This is a genomic window from Microvirga sp. GN3 (assembly GCF_055792825.1).
Window position 1 is genome coordinate 1 of sequence record NZ_JBVVAK010000013.1, and the last position, 16152, is coordinate 16152.

Consider the following 16152-nt stretch of genomic DNA (forward strand, 5'->3'; position numbering starts at 1 on the left):
GGTCCCATGAAATACACCAGCTTTGTGCGGGTCAGCACCCAGGAACCAGCATTTTACGATGCTTCGCGAGGGCGAAGAATCCTTCTGCCCCAAGAAGTTGTGGGTTATTCAGGGCCGACTAATTGGTACGCACGCGAACCAAGTCGCGCTCGTCACCCACCACATAGATGAGCTCGAATTGTTTGAAGAGGGAGGCGAGGGGATCGAAACTTTCCCCCGCCTCCGGCCGTGTCTCGATGGAGATGCTTAAGGGCGGCGCATTGTCGAAGACGAAGCTCAGAAACGTGTGTCCGACCAGTCCTTCGCTCCAGTAAGAGACGTAGAAGTCGAGGCCGGTCAGATGGGACAGCAGCACCTCGCGTTCCTCGTATTGCACAGTGAAATCGTCGCGGCTGCGATAGTCGAAGTTGCGCACCCCGGTGAGGCGCACGCGGTCGCCATCGACAAAGGCCCGCGGCATCACCGCGACTTCGGGCCGCCAGGGCCGATCATGGGAGGGTGGAATGGCGATCCACCACGCAACCACGCCGAGAAACAGCGCCATTACGACCACGGGCATGTAACGTCGGCGCGACAGCCAGAGCGCCCAGACGGCAAAGGCCGCGAAAACCCCCGCGAATCCCAGACGCAGCCCGGCCCACGGCAGGTTCGAATAAGTGATGGCCAAGGTGCTCCAGAGAATGAGGATGGCCCAGGAGAGGAAACGGACCCCCGCCATCACAAAGCCGAACGACCTGGACAGGAACGTAGGGTGCGTTCTCGCGCGTGTTTTCACGCTGGCACCTGCCTTTCGACCTGGAGCTGCTTCCACTTTGAAGCAGCTCTCTTCTTTGCATTTTTTGACGGCGAACAGGATCCATCTCGCCGAAAATGCTTCAATCGCCCCGAGGATGTCCCTCGGAATCGAATCTCACTTCGGCAGCGTTTCCTTGTAGATCTTGCCATCCTTCATGATGACGAGGAAGTTCTTGTCGGGATCGGCAACGAGATCGATGGTCTCCAGGGGATTGCCGTCGACGAGCAGCAGATCCGCCAGCGCTCCCTCTTCCACGACACCGAGCTTGCCGGGATAGGGATTGCGCAGACCGGACAGTTGCAGCAGTTCGGCATTCGTCGAGGTTGCCATGATCAGCGTCTCGGCCGGCGTGTACCAGCGGGTGAGAGTGGCGAGCATGGCGCCCTGCCGCTTGGCCAGTTCCTTGGAGAACAGGACGTCGGTGCCGAAGGCCGTCTTGATCTTGTATGTCTTCGCCAGGGTATAGACGCGGTCGGTGCCGGTGACCACCTGTGCCAACTTGGTCTGTTCCGCCGGGCCCAAGCCGCTGGCGGCGCTCAGATCGAGGAAGGGCTGCGTGCTCAGCCAGATCCCTTTCTCGGCCATCAACCGGGCCGTGGCGTCATCCATCAGATGGCCGTGCTCGATGCATTTCACACCGGCTGCGATCGACCGCTGGATGGAGACGGACGTATAGGCATGGGTGCAGACGTAAGTTCCCCAATTCTCGGCCGCCTCGACCGCAGCGCGCAGCTCGGCCTCGGTGAAGGTCGAGACATCGAGCGGGCTGAACGGGGACGCCACGCCGCCACCGGCCGTGAGCTTGATCTGCGAGGCGCCTCGCATGAGCTGCTCACGCACACGCAGGCGCACCTCGTCGGGGCTGTCGGCGATCATGCTGCCGCCGAGCTGCTCGACACGAGCGAGCATGCCGCCGATGGTCCGTGGCAGATCGGAGAGCTGGCGAAAATCGCCGTGGCCGCTGGTGATCGTGATCACGGCGCCCGACGGGTAGATGCGCGGTCCGGGCAATAATCCCTCGTCGATGGCGCGCTTGAGATCGAAGGACGGTCCGCCCAGGTCACGCACGGTGGTGAACCCGCGCATGAGCGTTGCCGTCGCCTCGACGCCCGCGAGCAGATTGGCATAGCCGGCGTCGCTGGAGAGAAGGATCGCGGGCGTCGGCCGCACCAGCATCGCATGCCAATGCATGTCGATCAGGCCCGGCATCAACACGCGCCCATTTCCCGGGATGACGCGAACATTCGTGGTGGCCGCGACATTGACCGGGGCGGCCGAGATGCTCGCGATGGTGTTGCCCCACACCAGAACGTGGGAGGGGTCCGAGAGGGTCGCAGCCTTGCCGTCGAAGATGCGGACGTTCTCGAAAAGAGTAGCGACAGGAGGGGATGGCTGCGCCGTCGCGGAGAACGCAATGGACAGGGCTCCCGTCGCAACGAGCATTCGGGACAAGCTGCGTTTCAGATGGCCAAACGTTTCTCTGCCGGACATTGCGACCAACCTATGAGACGCCCCTGTTGCAGCCGTCGAAGGCATTTGAATTGTTGCTGAGTAGCCTCGCTTCTGCACGATCATCTGACCATCAGGAAAAACCCTGAGATCGGCAGGGGTAACATGGGAGATGAGACGGGCCTGCCCCTGTCAGAGGTAAAGCGGTCAGGTTGACCGGTATCGACAACGAAGAAGACTGGAAGGCGCGCCTAGGCTTTTTGCCTGTGACCCTCCTCGTACCGCGTCATTGACTTTGCGGAGCCGAGGCGCCGGATGCCGCAACACGCCACACGGTATTGCCTGCATCATCCGCGATGAGAAGGGCGCCGGTGCCGTCGATGGCCACTCCCACCGGCCGGCCACGGGCCTGGTCGCCGTCCAGGAAGCCCGTCACCACATCCTGCGCCTTGCCGGCCGGCCTGCCGTTTTCGAAGGGCACATAGACCACCTTGTAGCCGTTGAAGGCATTGCGGTTCCAGCTGCCGTGCTCGCCGATGAAGGCGCCGTTCCTGTAAGGCTCCGGCATTGCCGAGTTCATCGAGAAGGTCAGGCCGAGCGCCGCGACATGGCTGGACAGCGCGTAATCGGGCTTGATCGCCTTCTGCACCATGTCCGGCCGCGGCGGGTGCACCCGCTCGTCGACGTGGCTGCCGAAATAGCTCCACGGCCAGCCATAGAAGCCGTTTTCCTGCACCGAGGTGAGATAATCCGGCACGAGATTGGGGCCGAGCTCGTCACGCTCGTTCACGACCGTCCACAGGACGCCGGTTTCGGGATGGAATGTCAGACCGTTGGGGTTGCGCAGGCCGGAGGCGTAAAGGCGAGATGCGCCGGTTGTGTGATCCACCTGCCAGATCGCGGCTCGTCCCTTCTCGGCCTCGAGCCCGCGCTCCGCGGCATTCGAGTTGGAACCGACGGAGGCATAGAGGAAACGCCCATCCGGACTGATAGCCAGATCCTTGGTCCAATGGTGGTTGATTGGGCCTCCGGGGAGCGGCGCCAGTTCCTTCGGCGGTGCCGTGATCTCCGTCTGTCCGAGTTGGTAGGGATAGGCGAGGATCGCATCGGCTGCGGCGACATAGAGCGTGCCGTCGTGCCAGACGATTCCGAAGGGGGAGTTGAGACCCTTCAGCAGGTCTTTGCGCTCGTCGACCTGGCCGTCGCGGTTCGTGTCGCGCAGGAGCGTGATCAGGTTGCTCTCCTTCTGTGGTCCGCCGCCTCCGCCCTTGGCCATGGCCATGATCCATTCGCGGATCACATCCTTGGGCCGCGGCAGCGGCTTGCCTTCCGGTGCGCGCGACTGCACCACGAGTACGTCACCGTTCGGCAGGGTCCGCACCAAACGCGGATTGACCAGATCCTTGGCATAGGCGGTCACGGTGAGCCCCTGGGGAACCGTCGGCGTCTGATCGTCCTTCCAGCCGACGACCTCGGCAATCTTCAGGTCGGGCAGGAGCTCGGCGCTGGGCTCCGGCAGGACCGGATCGGGACCGATCTGGCTTGCGGTATCGAAGTTTCCATTGCCATCGTTGCAGCCGTTGAGCGCGAGGAGACAGGTTCCGGCAAGGACGAGATGCAGGCGGAAGCGATCAGTCACTGGTGCGCCCTCCCGCGCCGGAACCGTAAGCCAGTGAAGCGCCGAGCCAGATCGTGACGAGCATGACGAGCACCGTCAGCACCGAGAGGGGCAGGCCCCAGGGCATGATTGCGGTCCAGCCATCGGTCGCGTGGACCAGGTTGTTGAAGAAGGCCAGGACCAGCACGATGAGAGTGCCGATGGCGGCGGTCCAGCCGAGCCTCAGGGCGCGGGTCCCATAGCGAACCAAGTAAAAGACCGCGCTGAAGACGGCCGCAACGACGCCGACGGTGATTCCCGCCAGCAGGAGCCAGGCGGAGAATTCCAGCCACATCAGATTCGAGGTCCGCCAATAGGCGATGTCGGTTGCGAGCGCGAGCGTGAAGCAGGCGATGGGAAACGAGGTCAGCAATCTGTGGATCGTGTGCCCGGCAATCGCGGCTTTCGATGGTGAGTACGGAACATAAGGCGACGGCATCGGGCCTCTCTTAAGTCGATGAGACTTTAAGTCTACGGCCGAGAATCGGTTAAGTTCCCCGTTCCCCTTTGCGGGCTCCCTCACATCAACGAGAGACACTTGGGACTCGCTGCATGCATCAGGGGCGACTGGTGCGGAGCGAGACATGGGTCCGATGAAGTGCATGTCGAAAATGAAAATGGCCGGGACGAGCCCGGCCATGAAGCAACTTCTTTTCGTCTCTCCGCTTACAGCCCCAGCTTCTTCTTGCGCTGGGCGAGCGTGCGCAGGCGCAGGGCGTTGAGCTTGATGAAGCCGGCGGCGTCGCGGTGGTCGTAGGCGACCGCGCCTTCCTCGAAGGTGACGAGGTCCTGGTCGTAGAGGGAATAGGGGCTCTCGCGGCCGATGAGGTGGACGCCGCCCTTGTAGAGCTTGAGCTTGACCTCGCCGGTGACGAATTCCTGCGACTTGTCGATCAGCGCCTGCAGCATCTCGCGCTCCGGCGAGAACCAGAAGCCGTTATAGATGAGCTCGGCATATTTCGGCATCAGCTCGTCCTTCAGATGCGCCGCGCCGCGGTCGAGCGTGATCGACTCGATGCCGCGATGGGCGAGGTGAAGGATCGTGCCGCCGGGGGTCTCGTACATGCCGCGGCTCTTCATGCCGACGAAGCGGTTCTCGACGAGGTCGAGGCGGCCAATGCCGTTGATCCGGCCCAGCTCGTTGAGCTTCGCCAGCAGGTCGGCGGGGCCGAGCTTCTTGCCGTCGATGGCGACCGGGTCGCCCTTCTCGAAGGTGATGGTGATCACCGTCGGCTTGTCGGGCGCGTTCTCGGGTCCATCGGTGCGCGAATAGACGTAATCCGGCACCTCGACGGAGGGATCCTCCAGCACCTTGCCCTCGGAGGAGGCGTGCAGGAGGTTGGCGTCGACGGAGAACGGCGCTTCGCCGCGCTTGTCCTTGGCAATCGGGATCTGGTGCTGCTCGGCGAAGGCGATGAGCTGCTCGCGGGAGCGCAGGTCCCATTCGCGCCAGGGGGCGATTACAGTCACGTCGGGCTTGAGGGCATAATAGCCGAGCTCGAAGCGCACCTGATCGTTGCCCTTGCCGGTGGCGCCGTGGGCGACCGCATCGGCGCCGACCTTCTCGGCGATCTCGATCTGCTTCTTGGCGATCAGAGGACGGGCGATGGAGGTGCCGAGTAGATACAGGCCCTCGTATTGCGCATTGGCGCGGAACATCGGGAACACGTAATCGCGCACGAACTCGTCGCGCAGGTCCTCGATGAAGATGTTTTCCGGCTTGATGCCGAGCAGTTCGGCCTTCTTGCGCGCCGGCTCCAGCTCCTCTCCCTGGCCGAGATCGGCGGTGAAGGTCACCACCTCGCAGCCATAGGTGGTCTGCAGCCACTTGAGGATGATGGAGGTGTCGAGGCCGCCGGAATAGGCGAGCACGACCTTGTTCACGCGCTTCTCAGCCATAGCAAAGGGTTCCGTTGATAAGGGTGATCGCGACTTAAAACGGAAGCTTGGTCAGTGCAACGGGCATTTATTGAGCCGACATGCTTCCTCTGCATTCCTGCCCGGAAAACCAGACCCTGCCATCACTTAAGGGAATGAGGTAGGCCACCTCATGGAGCGAAAAGCCGGCTTTGAGAGCTGGCCCGTTCCTTTCTCCAGATCGCTGGCAGTGAAAGGCGCTCATGATCCGTCAGCCGAACCTCGAATTCTGGTACGAATTCGCCTCGACCTATTCCTATCTCGCCGCCATGCGCATCGAGAAAGCGGCAGCGGAGGCCGGCGTGGTGCTCCTGTGGCGGCCGTTCCTGCTCGGGCCCGTCTTCAAGGCTCAAGGCATGGAGACCTCGCCCTTCGCGCTCAATCCGGCCAAGGGGCGCTACATGTGGCGCGACATGGAGCGGGAAGCCGCCCGGCTCGGGCTGCCGTTCTATCGGCCCAAGACTTTTCCCCAGAATGGGCTTCTGGCGGCGCGTATCGCGCTCCTCGGCGTCGAGCCCGGCTGGACCCCCGCCTTCACGAAGGCCGTCTACACGGCCGAGTTCGGCGAGTGCCGCGACATCGCCGACCCCGCGATCCTGTCCGGGATCCTGACGGAGCTCGGACTCGAGACCGAGGCCGTCCTCGCCGAGGCGCAGACCGATTGCAACAAGATGCGCCTGCGCCGGATGGGCGACGAGGTCCAGTCCCGTGGCCTCTTCGGCGCACCGACCTTCTTCACCGAGGATGGCGAGATGTTCTGGGGCAACGACCGCCTCGAACAGGCCCTCGACTGGGCCGTCGCGCAGGCAAGACGCTCGGACTGGCCGGTTTGACCCTGGGACAGGCTGCCTTCATGCCCGGCATAACCACGATGCGCTAGAAGTGGGGGTGAATCGTTTATGGCTGCCGGCTCCTGCAGCAATCGACTGGTGACACGAGAGGGTAATCCTCGCGAGCCAGCCCTAGACTCAATTCCTCGAAAGAACAGTTCCAGCTACGCTGAAATATGGGATTCTACCCCTTAAGCGCGGCTCGCAGTCGGCCGACAAGCGGGTCCCAAAGGCGCCGAAACAGGGAGGTGTCCATGACTTCGCAGCGACATTCGCCGGTCGAGAATCTTGATATCCTGTCCAGACGCAGCCTCATCAAGGTCATGGGCGCAGGGGCCATTGCGGTGGGCTCCGGCAGCGCCCTAGCTCAGGCTCCCGCCCAGCCCCCCAGCACCGTGACAAGCCCTCCGCGCGACTTCAGCCCCAGAGGTGCGCCCACCACCTATTTCACCGACCCGGACGTTCTCACGATCGATCCGCTCTTCAACCAATATGCCCAGCCGAACAGTGCCATCACCCGTCTCTGGACCGGGGCGCTCTGGTCCGAGGGATCGGCTTGGAACGCCCAGGGGCGCTATCTTGTCTGGAGCGACATTCCGAACAACCGGCAGCTGCGCTGGCTCGAGGACGATGGCCGCGTGACGGTGTTCCGCACGCCATCGAACAACAGCAACGGCAACAGCTTCGATTTCCAGGGGCGTCAGCTCTCCTGCGAGCATCTCACCCGCCGCGTGGTCCGCTACGAGCTCGACGGCTCGGTCACGGTGCTTGCAAGTTCCTTCGAGGGCAAACCTCTCAACTCGCCGAATGACGTGGTGGCCCATCCCGATGGCAGCTACTGGTTCACCGATCCGCCCTATGGAGGGCAGCTCTACGAGGGCGCACCCGATGTTCAGGGCGGGCCGAGCAACGCGGGCGGGCGGCTCAATCCGAGGCTCGGCCAGCCCCCCGGGATCGGTACGGCCCGGCGAGAGCTGCCGACGAACTGCTATCGCATCGATCCGAGCGGCCGCGTCGACCTCGTGGTGCCGGAGGACCAGGTTCCCGATCCCAACGGCCTGTGCTTCTCGCCGGACTATCGGAGGCTCTATGTCGCGAGCACGGGCAAGGGTCCCGGCGACACGGGCCCCGGCGGCAAGGGGGACATTCACGTCTTCGATGTCGGCACCGATAACAGGCTTTCCAACCGCAGGGTGTTCACGGACTGCATGATCGACGGAGTGAAATGCGGGCCGGACGGCGTGCGCTGCGACGTGGACGGCAATCTGTGGGCATCGAGCAATGCCGGGCGGTCGGTCGGTTACAGCGGCGTGACCGTCTGGACGCCGGAAGGCAAGCTCATCGGACGCATTCGTCTGCCCGAGGTCTGCGGCAACATCTGCTTCGGCGGCCCCAAGCGGAACCGTCTGTTCATGGCGGCGAGCCAGTCGCTCTATGCGGTCTACGTGAACACACAAGGGGCGGCTCCCGCCTGAGCGATCAGGCCCGGGTCCCCATTTCTGCAGGATGGGCCCAAATCCTTGAAAGCCTTGTGATCTGGGCCCACTTGGGATATTAGAACCCCCATCCTACAGGACATTGAGGGTCAGCGTTGTGTAAGGGTGCGTATCACGCGCCCTTGCGGTGTTCCGCCAAGGTCCTGAGGAATAAGCGTTTCCATCCGTCGATGATACGCCGGCCCGCTTGATAAGCGGCATGCCTTGGACATGGCCCTTAAAGGGGCGTCCTCAGGCAGCGGCGGCTGGAAACGGCCCGTTAACACGAGCCGCCGGCGTTGCCCCTTTAAACGAGGGCCATTCAGGAGAACCTATGTCTGCAGCTTTGCAACAGCCGAGCCGTGAAGATTTCGCGGCCCTGCTCGAAGAATCCTTCCGCACGAACGAGATCAGCGAAGGCTCGGTCGTGAAGGGCAAGGTGGTCGCGATCGAAAAGGACGTCGCGGTCATCGATATCGGCGCCAAGACCGAAGGTCGCGTCGCTCTCAAAGAATTTGCCGGCCCGAACCGCGACCAGACGGTTGTCGTCGGTGACGAGGTCGAGGTCTATGTCGAGCGCATCGAGAATGCGCTGGGCGAGGCCGTCATCTCCCGTGACAAGGCCCGCCGCGAAGAGTCGTGGGTGAAGCTCGAGAAGGCCTTCGAGGCCCAGGAGCGCGTCAACGGCACGATCTTCAACCAGGTGAAGGGCGGCTACACGGTCGACCTCGACGGCGCCGTGGCGTTCCTGCCCCGCTCCCAGGTCGACATCCGCCCGGTCCGCGACGTCACCCCGCTCATGGGCGTGGCTCAGCCGTTCCAGATCCTCAAGATGGACCGCCGCCGCGGCAACATCGTCGTGTCGCGCCGTACGGTTCTCGAAGAGAGCCGCGCCGAGCAGCGTTCCGAGCTCGTGGCGAACCTCGAAGAGGGTCAGGTCATCGACGGCGTGGTCAAGAACATCACCGAGTACGGTGCGTTCGTTGATCTCGGCGGCATCGACGGCCTGCTGCACGTCACCGATATGGCATGGCGCCGCGTCAACCATCCGTCCGAGGTCGTAACCATCGGCCAGACGGTGAAGGTGAAGATCATCAAGATCAACCACGAGACGCACCGCATCTCGCTGGGCATCAAGCAGCTGCTTGCCGATCCGTGGGAGGGCATCGCCGCCCGCTACCCGGTGCAGGCGAAGCTGAAGGGCCGCGTCACGAACATCACCGATTACGGTGCGTTCGTCGAGCTCGAGCCCGGCATCGAAGGCCTGATCCACGTCTCCGAGATGTCCTGGACGAAGAAGAACGTCCACCCCGGCAAGATCATCTCCACCTCGCAGGAGGTTGAGGTCGTGATCCTCGAGGTCGATCAGGTGAAGCGCCGCATCTCGCTCGGCCTGAAGCAGACGCTTCAGAACCCGTGGGAGGCCTTCGCCGAGAAGCACCCTGTCGGCACCGAGGTCGAAGGCGAGGTCAAGAACAAGACCGAGTTCGGTCTGTTCATCGGTCTCGAGAACGACGTCGACGGCATGGTCCATCTCTCGGACCTCGACTGGAACCGTCCGGGCGAGCAGGTCATCGACGACTTCAAGAAGGGCGACATCGTCCGCGCTCAGGTTCTCGACGTGGACGTCGAGAAGGAGCGCATCTCGCTCGGCATCAAGCAGCTTGCGGGCGACCCCTTCGCCGAAGCCGGCGAAATCAAGAAGGGCCAGATCGTCACCTGCGAGGTTCTCGAGGTGAAGGATGGCGGCCTGGAGGTGAAGATCGTCGACACCGACCTCACCACCTTCATCAAGCGCAACGAGCTCGCTCGTGACCGCGCCGACCAGCGCCCCGAGCGCTTCGCCGCCGGCGAGAAGCTCGATGCCCGCGTCACGCAGTTCGACCGCAAGGCTCGCCGCGTCACCGTCTCCATCAAGGCCCTCGAGGTCGCTGAGGAGAAGGAGGCCATGGCTCAGTACGGCTCGACCGATTCGGGTGCGTCGCTCGGCGACATCCTCGGCGCCGCTCTGAAGGCCAAGGACAAGAAGTGACACGCGCTTAAGCGTGTCATCCCCGGCGAGCGGCCGTAAGGCCGTGAGGGAAGGGGATCCATAAATCTAGAAAACCCGCGCGAGCCATCGTGCGGGTTTTTTGTTGGCTGGCTCGCCTGCTGCCCTATCTGCTTGCGCGTGGACGCATTTTCAGCGGCCGCGGATTCAGCTTCGCCACCTGGAAAATGCGATCAAACCGCTCTAGGGTGCGGCCCTCGTGAGGCTCAGCCTCGCATCCGACTTGGAACCAGCAAGAGACGAATCGATGTCCATCGATGCCGAAGCCATCGCCGACCGCCGCCGTCTGCGCCGCAAGCTCTCCTTCTGGCGCGTCGCGGGATTCTCCGGCCTCATCGCCGCCGTCGCCGCTCTCGGCTATGCCGCCGCGGACCGGGCGGGCTATGGCGCGCTCCAGAACCAGATTGCGCGCATCTCCGTCGACGGCCTGATCACCGGCAACCAGCGCCTCGCCGACCTGATGCAGCGGGTCGGCGATTCGAGTGCGGTCTCCGGCGTCGTGATTTCCATCAACAGCCCCGGCGGCACCACAACGGGATCGGAAGAGATCTACCGCAATATCCGCAGGCTTAGCGATAAGAAGCCTGTGGTGACCTTCGTCGACGGCACGGCAGCATCCGGCGGCTACATCACGGCGATTGCGACGGACTACATCGTCGCCCGCGAGACCTCCATCGTCGGTTCCATCGGCGTGCTCTTCCAGTATCCGGATCTCTCGGGCCTCATGGGCCAGGTCGGCGTGAAGCTGGAGGAGGTGAAGTCCTCGCCGCTCAAGGCGGAACCGAGCCCCTTCAAGCCGACATCGCCGGAGGCGCGGGCCGCCATGCAGGCGGTGGTCAACGACACTTTTGACTGGTTCAAGGCCCTGGTGCGCGACCGCCGTCGTCTCAACGAGGGCGAACTCGCCGCCGCCTCCACCGGCCAAGTCTTCAGCGGCCGTCAGGGCGTGCCCATGAAGCTCGTCGACAAGATCGGCGGCGAGCGCGATGCGGTCGCCTGGCTGGAGCAGACGAAGGGCGTGGCCAAGGATCTGCCGATTCGTGACTGGAAGCCGAGCAGCGACCGCGATCTATCGATCTTCGCCATGAGCGCGACATTGGCCGATTTCTTCGGTTTCGAGCGGGTCGCCGAGACTCTGCGCCGGACATCGGCTCATGCTGAGATTGCACAGCTTGACGGCCTCCTGGCTGTCTGGCAACCTTCGGAAAAATAAAGCAACGTCAAAGATATAGCCGCCCTATGATCAAATCCGAACTGGTGCTCAAGATCGCCGAGCAGAACCCGCATCTCTACCAGCGCGACGTGGAAAAGATCGTGAACGCGATTCTCGACACGATCGCCGACGCCCTCTCCAGGGGCGACCGGGTCGAGCTGCGTGGCTTCGGCGCGTTCTCGGTGAAGAAGCGCGATGCCCGCACGGGCCGCAACCCGCGCACGGGCGCATCCGTTTCCATCTCCGAAAAGGTCGTTCCCGTCTTCAAGACGGGCAAGGAAATGCGGCAGCGGCTCAATGCTCCGGCTCCAAAGGTACTCAAGGCCGCGGCTGCGCAGTGATCCTTGAAGTCATTCTTGAGAGGTGCTCGTGATTCGCTTTCTGAAGGCGCTCATTCTCCTGCCGATTGCCATCCTGGTCGTTCTGCTCGCGGTCGCGAATCGCGCGCCGGTGACCCTGTCGCTGGATCCGTTCTCGCAGGATGCGCCGGAATTCGCCGCGCAACTGCCCCTCTTCGCCGTGATCTTCGCGGCCGTCATGCTCGGCGTGGTGATCGGCGGCGTGGCGAGCTGGCTTGCGCAAGGCAAGAACCGCCGGGCCGGCCGCCAGTCCCGCCGCGAAGCGCGGCAGCTGCGCTATGAGACCGAGCGCTTGAAGACACAGAGCGCTCCGGCCACAACCACCCTGCCGGCCACCGTTCCCTCTTCCCAGGCTCGTAGCTTCTAAGATCCTCCCATGCGCGTCGTGACATCTGCCGAGATCGATCGGGTTCTCACCTTTCCGGCCCTGATCGATGCCCTGGCCGAGGCCTTTCGCGGCGACATGGTCACGCCGGTGCGCCATCACCACGAGATCGAACGTCCGGGCGCCCATGGCACGCTCCTGCTCATGCCGTCCTGGACGGGGCCTGCAATGTGGGATGGCTTTCTCGGTGTGAAGATCGTCACCGTCTTTCCCGAGAACGGCACGAGAAGCCTGCCCAGCGTGATGGGGTCCTATCTGCTGATGGACGGCGCCACGGGCGCGCCCATCTCGGTTCTCGACGGCACGCGTCTCACCGTCTGGCGCACTGCCGCAGCGTCCGCGCTCGCCGCGCGATATCTGGCACGCGAGGATGCAAGCCGCATGGTGATGGTGGGATCAGGCGCGCTCGCGCCGTTCCTCATCCGCGCCCATATGAGCCAGCGGCCGATCCGCGAAGTGGCGCTCTGGAACCACAATAGCGAGAAGGCCGAGAAACTCGCGGCCGAGCTGCGCGGGGAAGGCTTGCCCGTGACCGCCGTGACGGATCTAGAGGCGGCAGTGCGCGAGGCCGATCTCGTTTCCTGCGCCACGCTCTCGACCGCGCCCATTGTCCAGGGAGCCTGGCTGAAGCCGGGAGCGCATCTCGACCTCGTCGGCGCCTTCAATCTGAAGATGCGCGAGGCGGACGACGAAGCTTTGCTGCGGGCTCAAGTCTATATCGACACGCCGGCTGCCAAGGTTGAGGGCGGCGACGTGGCCGTGTCGCTCCAGAGCGGCGCAATTACCGAAAGCCATATCCGCGGCACGCTCGCCGACCTTTGTCAGAGCCCGCCGAGCCGCGATCCGGCGGCGATCACCGCCTTCAAATCGGTCGGTGCAGCGCTGGAGGATCTGGCTGCGGCGATGCTGGTGTGGCGCTCGCTGGCAAAAGCGTTGTAAAATAGCCCTTATGGATAATCTGGTGAAAATCTGCGGGCTCTCGACGCCCGAAACCCTCGATGTTGCCCTGGGTGCAGGCGCGGACATGGTCGGCTTCGTGCGCTTTCCCAAGAGCCCCCGTCACGTCAGCCTCGATCTCGGTCACCGTCTCTCGCTGCAGGCCAGGGGCCGCGCCGAGCGCGTGGTGCTTCTGGTCAATCCCGGCGACGAGGACATCGCCCAGGCCATCGAGGCGATCAACCCTGACCTGATTCAGCTGCATGGAAGCGAGACGCCTGAGCGCGTGGCGGAGATCCGCTCGATGATCAAACGGCCGGTCATGAAGGCTCTCGGGATCGCGGAAGCGTCCGATCTCCAGGCGCTTCGCCCCTATGCCGGCGGCGTCGACCACATCCTGCTCGATGCCAAACCGCCCCGTGCAGCCAACGCCCTGCCGGGCGGAAACGGGATCGCCTTCGACTGGCGGTTGCTCAATGGGCTTGACCCCAAGCTTTTCTTCATGCTGTCAGGAGGCCTCAACCCCGACAACGTGGCGGAGGCGATCCGGCTCACTAGGCCGCAGGCCGTCGACGTGTCGTCCGGGGTGGAAAGCGGACCGGGTCTCAAGGATCCGGCGCGGATCGAGGCCTTCATCAGGGCCGCCCGGACAGCATTCGCTGCTGCCCACCACTAGTTAAGGGCACGCCTTTCCTGGGCGTGCTTCAGCTCTTCAAGGCAGGACAGGCCGTGTCAGCTCAAGCCCAACCCAATTCCTTCCGCACCGGTCCCGACGAGCGCGGGCATTTCGGCCAGTTCGGCGGCCGCTTCGTCGCCGAGACCCTGATGCCGAACATCCTCGAGCTGGAAAAGGCCTACGAAGATGCCAGGAACGACCCGGCCTTCCACGCCGACATGGCGAGCTACTCGACCCATTACATCGGCCGTCCGAGCCCGCTCTATTTCGCCGAGCGTATGACCGAGCATCTCGGCGGCGCGAAAATCTACTTCAAGCGCGAAGAGCTGAACCATACCGGCGCGCACAAGGTGAACAACGTGCTGGGCCAGATCCTTCTCGCTCGCCGCATGGGCAAGAAGCGCATCATCGCCGAGACCGGCGCTGGCCAGCACGGCGTTGCCACCGCCACACTCTGCGCGCGCTTCGGCCTCGACTGCGTGGTCTATATGGGTGCCGTCGACGTGGAGCGGCAGAAGCCCAACGTGTTTCGCATGAACATGCTCGGCGCCAAGGTCGTGCCGGTGCAGTCCGGCACGAAGACCCTGAAGGACGCCATGAACGAGGCCCTGCGCGACTGGGTCACCAATGTCTCCGACACCTTCTACTGCATCGGCACGGTGGCGGGCCCGCATCCCTATCCGGCCATGGTGCGCGACTTCCAGTGCGTGATCGGCATCGAGACCCGCGAGCAGATGATGGAGGCGGAAGGCCGCCTGCCGGACTCGCTCGTCGCCTGCATCGGCGGCGGCTCCAACGCCATCGGGTTGTTCCACCCTTTCCTCGACGACAAGGACATCGAGATCTACGGCGTCGAAGCGGCAGGCCACGGCCTCGACAAGCTCCATGCGGCCTCGCTCACCGGCGGCCATCCCGGCGTGCTGCACGGCAACCGCACCTACTTGCTCATGAACGAGGACGGGCAGATCGCGGACGCCCATTCCATCTCGGCCGGCCTCGATTATCCCGGCATCGGCCCGGAGCATGCCTGGCTGCACGAGATGGGCCGCGTGAAGTATATCTCCGCCACCGACGAGGAAGCGCTCGAAGCCTTCCAGCTCTGCTCACGCCTCGAGGGCATCCTGCCCGCGCTGGAGCCTAGCCACGCGCTCGCCAAGGTGATGGAACTCGCGCCAAAGAAGCCCAAGGATCACCTGATGGTGGTCAATATCAGCGGCCGCGGCGACAAGGACCTGTTCCAGATCGCCGAGCATCTGGGCAACCAGATCGTTTGATGACGAACCCTGCGCGATGAAGCGCAACCGGCCCTCTCCCCCTTGTGGGGAGAGTTGGAGAGGGGGGGTGAGCGCTAGTCTACCAAGGTCTGGCGCCAGCACCCCCTCCCTAGCCCTCCCCCACAAGGGGGAGGGGATATGCGGCGCTCTTCACATATTTCGCCCCGCCTTCCTCTCATGCTAAAGACCCGCCCATGACAAAGCGCATTGAAGCCCGTTTCGAAAAGTGCCGAGCGGAAGGCCGTGCCGCGCTCGTCACCTATGTGATGGCCGGCGATCCGGATCCGGAAACTTCGCTCGAAATCCTCAAGAGCCTGCCCAAGGCGGGAGCCGACATCGTCGAGTTCGGGCTGCCCTTCACCGATCCCATGGCCGACGGTCCGGCGATCCAGGCGGCGGGACTGCGCGCCCTGAAAGTGGGGCAAGACACGGTCAAGACCCTCGACCTCATCCGCCGCTTCCGGGCCGAGGATCAGGACACGCCCGTGATCCTCATGGGCTATTTCAACCCGATCTTCGTCTATGGCGTCGACCGCTTCCTGGCCGATGCGAAAGAGGCCGGCGTCGACGGCCTGATCGTCGTCGATCTGCCGCCGGAGGAGGATGACGAGCTGTGCCTGCCGGCGCTCAAGGCTGGCCTCGCCTTCATTCGCCTCGCCACGCCGACCACCGACGACAAGCGCCTGCCGGCAGTGCTCGCGAACACGGCGGGCTTCGTCTATTACGTCTCGATCACCGGCGTCACCGGCGCCGCGACGCCGGATTTCGGCAAGGTCGCGACCGCCGTGGAGCGGATCAAGCGTCATACGCCCCTTCCCGTCGTGGTGGGCTTTGGCGTGAAGAGCGGAGCGCACGCGGCGGCAGTGGCCAAGGGGGCCGACGGCGTCGTGGTGGGCTCGGCCCTCATCGATGCCCTGAAGCGCACCCTCGATGACCAGGATCGCGCTACGGCAGGCTCGGTCGAGGCGGTCACGAAGCTGGTGAAGGAATTGAGCGAAGGCGTGCGCTCGGTGGCAAAACGCGCCGCGGCCTAATACATAAGGCACGTCAACCCTGCCGTGGCAGGCATCCATGCCTCCGGCGTGGTCAGACGTGGATGGCCGGGTCAAGCCCGGCCATGACGAGAGGATTGAAG

General features: G+C 63.8%; 15 protein-coding genes. 10 read left to right on the plus strand and 5 right to left on the minus strand.

Features of this window, described 5'->3' with window-relative positions; all coding sequences use genetic code 11:
* Positions 1-118: 118 nt before the first annotated feature.
* The 5 genes from ACS5Q1_RS08880 to ACS5Q1_RS08900 form a co-directional block, all read right to left on the minus strand.
* Positions 119-775 (minus strand): lipoprotein N-acyltransferase Lnb domain-containing protein, encoded by a 657-nt coding sequence (locus tag ACS5Q1_RS08880; protein ID WP_473097811.1) that lies wholly within the window; start codon positions 773-775, stop codon positions 119-121.
* 135 nt (positions 776-910) lie between these two features.
* A complete protein-coding gene (locus ACS5Q1_RS08885; protein WP_473097885.1) occupies positions 911-2239 on the minus strand; it encodes a metal-dependent hydrolase family protein in 1329 nt (442 codons plus the stop codon).
* 292 nt (positions 2240-2531) lie between these two features.
* The gene (locus tag ACS5Q1_RS08890) at positions 2532-3884 is read right to left on the minus strand and encodes a PQQ-dependent sugar dehydrogenase (protein ID WP_473097812.1); all 1353 of its coding nucleotides are present in this window, start codon (positions 3882-3884) and stop codon (positions 2532-2534) included.
* Positions 3877-4341, minus strand: coding sequence for a DUF2231 domain-containing protein (locus ACS5Q1_RS08895; protein WP_473097813.1), 465 nt, complete (start codon positions 4339-4341; stop codon positions 3877-3879). Before ACS5Q1_RS08895 ends, ACS5Q1_RS08890 begins: the two co-directional genes overlap by 8 nt.
* A 227-nt stretch (positions 4342-4568) precedes the next feature.
* Entirely contained in the window at positions 4569-5801 is a 1233-nt protein-coding gene (locus ACS5Q1_RS08900) for an argininosuccinate synthase (RefSeq protein ID WP_473097814.1), read from the minus strand.
* A gap of 221 nt (positions 5802-6022) precedes the next feature.
* Here ACS5Q1_RS08900 and ACS5Q1_RS08905 point away from each other — a divergent pair, with 221 nt between their 5' ends.
* The 10 genes from ACS5Q1_RS08905 (at position 6023) to trpA (ending at position 16051) form a co-directional block, all read left to right on the plus strand.
* The gene (locus tag ACS5Q1_RS08905) at positions 6023-6652 is read left to right on the plus strand and encodes a DsbA family protein (protein ID WP_473097815.1); all 630 of its coding nucleotides are present in this window, start codon (positions 6023-6025) and stop codon (positions 6650-6652) included.
* Positions 6653-6972: 320 nt separating this feature from the next.
* A complete protein-coding gene (locus tag ACS5Q1_RS08910; RefSeq protein ID WP_473097886.1) occupies positions 6973-8124 on the plus strand; it encodes an SMP-30/gluconolactonase/LRE family protein in 1152 nt (383 codons plus the stop codon).
* A 334-nt stretch (positions 8125-8458) separates the two neighbouring features.
* Positions 8459-10156, plus strand: coding sequence for a 30S ribosomal protein S1 (gene rpsA, locus ACS5Q1_RS08915; RefSeq protein ID WP_203441676.1), 1698 nt, complete (start codon positions 8459-8461; stop codon positions 10154-10156).
* Between the two features lie 265 nt (positions 10157-10421).
* The gene (gene sppA, locus ACS5Q1_RS08920; protein ID WP_473097816.1) at positions 10422-11387 is read left to right on the plus strand and encodes a signal peptide peptidase SppA; all 966 of its coding nucleotides are present in this window, start codon (positions 10422-10424) and stop codon (positions 11385-11387) included.
* Positions 11388-11413: 26 nt separating this feature from the next.
* Positions 11414-11728 (plus strand): integration host factor subunit beta, encoded by a 315-nt coding sequence (gene ihfB, locus ACS5Q1_RS08925; protein ID WP_473097817.1) that lies wholly within the window; start codon positions 11414-11416, stop codon positions 11726-11728.
* A 28-nt stretch (positions 11729-11756) separates the two neighbouring features.
* Positions 11757-12113, plus strand: a complete 357-nt coding sequence (locus ACS5Q1_RS08930; protein WP_473097818.1) for a lipopolysaccharide assembly protein LapA domain-containing protein — start codon at positions 11757-11759, stop codon at positions 12111-12113.
* Positions 12114-12122: 9 nt separating this feature from the next.
* Positions 12123-13070 (plus strand): bifunctional Delta(1)-pyrroline-2-carboxylate/Delta(1)-piperideine-2-carboxylate reductase, encoded by a 948-nt coding sequence (gene lhpI, locus ACS5Q1_RS08935; protein ID WP_473097819.1) that lies wholly within the window; start codon positions 12123-12125, stop codon positions 13068-13070.
* Positions 13071-13080: 10 nt separating this feature from the next.
* On the plus strand, positions 13081-13743 hold the full coding sequence (locus ACS5Q1_RS08940) for a phosphoribosylanthranilate isomerase (RefSeq protein ID WP_473097820.1): 663 nt from the start codon (positions 13081-13083) through the stop codon (positions 13741-13743).
* A gap of 53 nt (positions 13744-13796) precedes the next feature.
* A complete protein-coding gene (gene trpB, locus ACS5Q1_RS08945) occupies positions 13797-15017 on the plus strand; it encodes a tryptophan synthase subunit beta (protein WP_473097821.1) in 1221 nt (406 codons plus the stop codon).
* A gap of 194 nt (positions 15018-15211) precedes the next feature.
* Positions 15212-16051 carry a tryptophan synthase subunit alpha gene (trpA, locus tag ACS5Q1_RS08950; RefSeq protein WP_473097822.1) on the plus strand — a complete coding sequence of 280 codons (840 nt, stop codon included), beginning with the start codon at positions 15212-15214 and terminating at the stop codon, positions 16049-16051.
* The last annotated feature ends 101 nt before the right edge of the window (positions 16052-16152 follow it).

Coding starts and splice junctions, on each gene's coding strand:
- ACS5Q1_RS08885 (WP_473097885.1), bottom strand. CDS start 2,239: ATGCTCGTTGCGACGGGAGCCCTGTCCATTGCGTTCTCCGCGACGGCG.
- ACS5Q1_RS08895 (WP_473097813.1), bottom strand. CDS start 4,341: ATGCCGTCGCCTTATGTTCCGTACTCACCATCGAAAGCCGCGATTGCC.
- ACS5Q1_RS08900 (WP_473097814.1), bottom strand. CDS start 5,801: ATGGCTGAGAAGCGCGTGAACAAGGTCGTGCTCGCCTATTCCGGCGGC.
- ACS5Q1_RS08905 (WP_473097815.1), top strand. CDS start 6,023: ATGATCCGTCAGCCGAACCTCGAATTCTGGTACGAATTCGCCTCGACC.
- ACS5Q1_RS08910 (WP_473097886.1), top strand. CDS start 6,973: ATGGGCGCAGGGGCCATTGCGGTGGGCTCCGGCAGCGCCCTAGCTCAG.
- rpsA (WP_203441676.1), top strand. CDS start 8,459: ATGTCTGCAGCTTTGCAACAGCCGAGCCGTGAAGATTTCGCGGCCCTG.
- sppA (WP_473097816.1), top strand. CDS start 10,422: ATGTCCATCGATGCCGAAGCCATCGCCGACCGCCGCCGTCTGCGCCGC.
- ihfB (WP_473097817.1), top strand. CDS start 11,414: ATGATCAAATCCGAACTGGTGCTCAAGATCGCCGAGCAGAACCCGCAT.
- lhpI (WP_473097819.1), top strand. CDS start 12,123: ATGCGCGTCGTGACATCTGCCGAGATCGATCGGGTTCTCACCTTTCCG.
- ACS5Q1_RS08940 (WP_473097820.1), top strand. CDS start 13,081: ATGGATAATCTGGTGAAAATCTGCGGGCTCTCGACGCCCGAAACCCTC.
- trpA (WP_473097822.1), top strand. CDS start 15,212: ATGACAAAGCGCATTGAAGCCCGTTTCGAAAAGTGCCGAGCGGAAGGC.